The organism is Thauera aromatica, from assembly GCF_023093595.1.
Lineage (GTDB): Bacteria > Pseudomonadota > Gammaproteobacteria > Burkholderiales > Rhodocyclaceae > Thauera > Thauera aromatica_A.
In genome coordinates, this window is the sequence record NZ_JALLIK010000003.1 from 1 (window position 1) to 514 (window position 514).

The 514-nt window shown below is 65.0% G+C and carries 1 protein-coding gene; it reads left to right on the plus strand.

Annotated elements, in window-relative coordinates:
* A partial coding sequence (locus MXC99_RS00220; protein WP_247723641.1) for a GTP-binding protein occupies positions 1–514 on the plus strand: 514 nt, incomplete at both ends.

Consider the following 514-nt stretch of genomic DNA (forward strand, 5'->3'; position numbering starts at 1 on the left):
GACCGCGGCGATCACGACGATCCTGTCGAAGAAGTTCGGCGGCGAAGCGAAGGCCTACGACCAGATCGACGCGGCGCCGGAAGAAAAGGCGCGTGGCATCACGATCAACACTGCGCACGTCGAGTACGAGACCGAGACTCGTCACTACGCCCACGTCGACTGCCCGGGTCACGCCGACTACGTCAAGAACATGATCACCGGTGCGGCGCAGATGGACGGCGCGATCCTGGTGTGCTCGGCCGCGGATGGTCCGATGCCGCAGACGCGCGAGCACATCCTGCTGGCCCGTCAGGTGGGCGTGCCCTACATCATCGTCTTCCTGAACAAGTGCGACATGGTCGACGACGAAGAGCTGCTCGAGCTGGTGGAAATGGAAGTGCGCGAGCTGCTGTCGAAGTACGACTTCCCGGGCGACGACATCCCGATCGTCAAGGGCTCGGCGCTGAAGGCGCTCGAAGGCGACCAGTCGCCGATCGGCGAGCCGGCGATCCTGGAGCTGGCGGCGGCGCTGGAT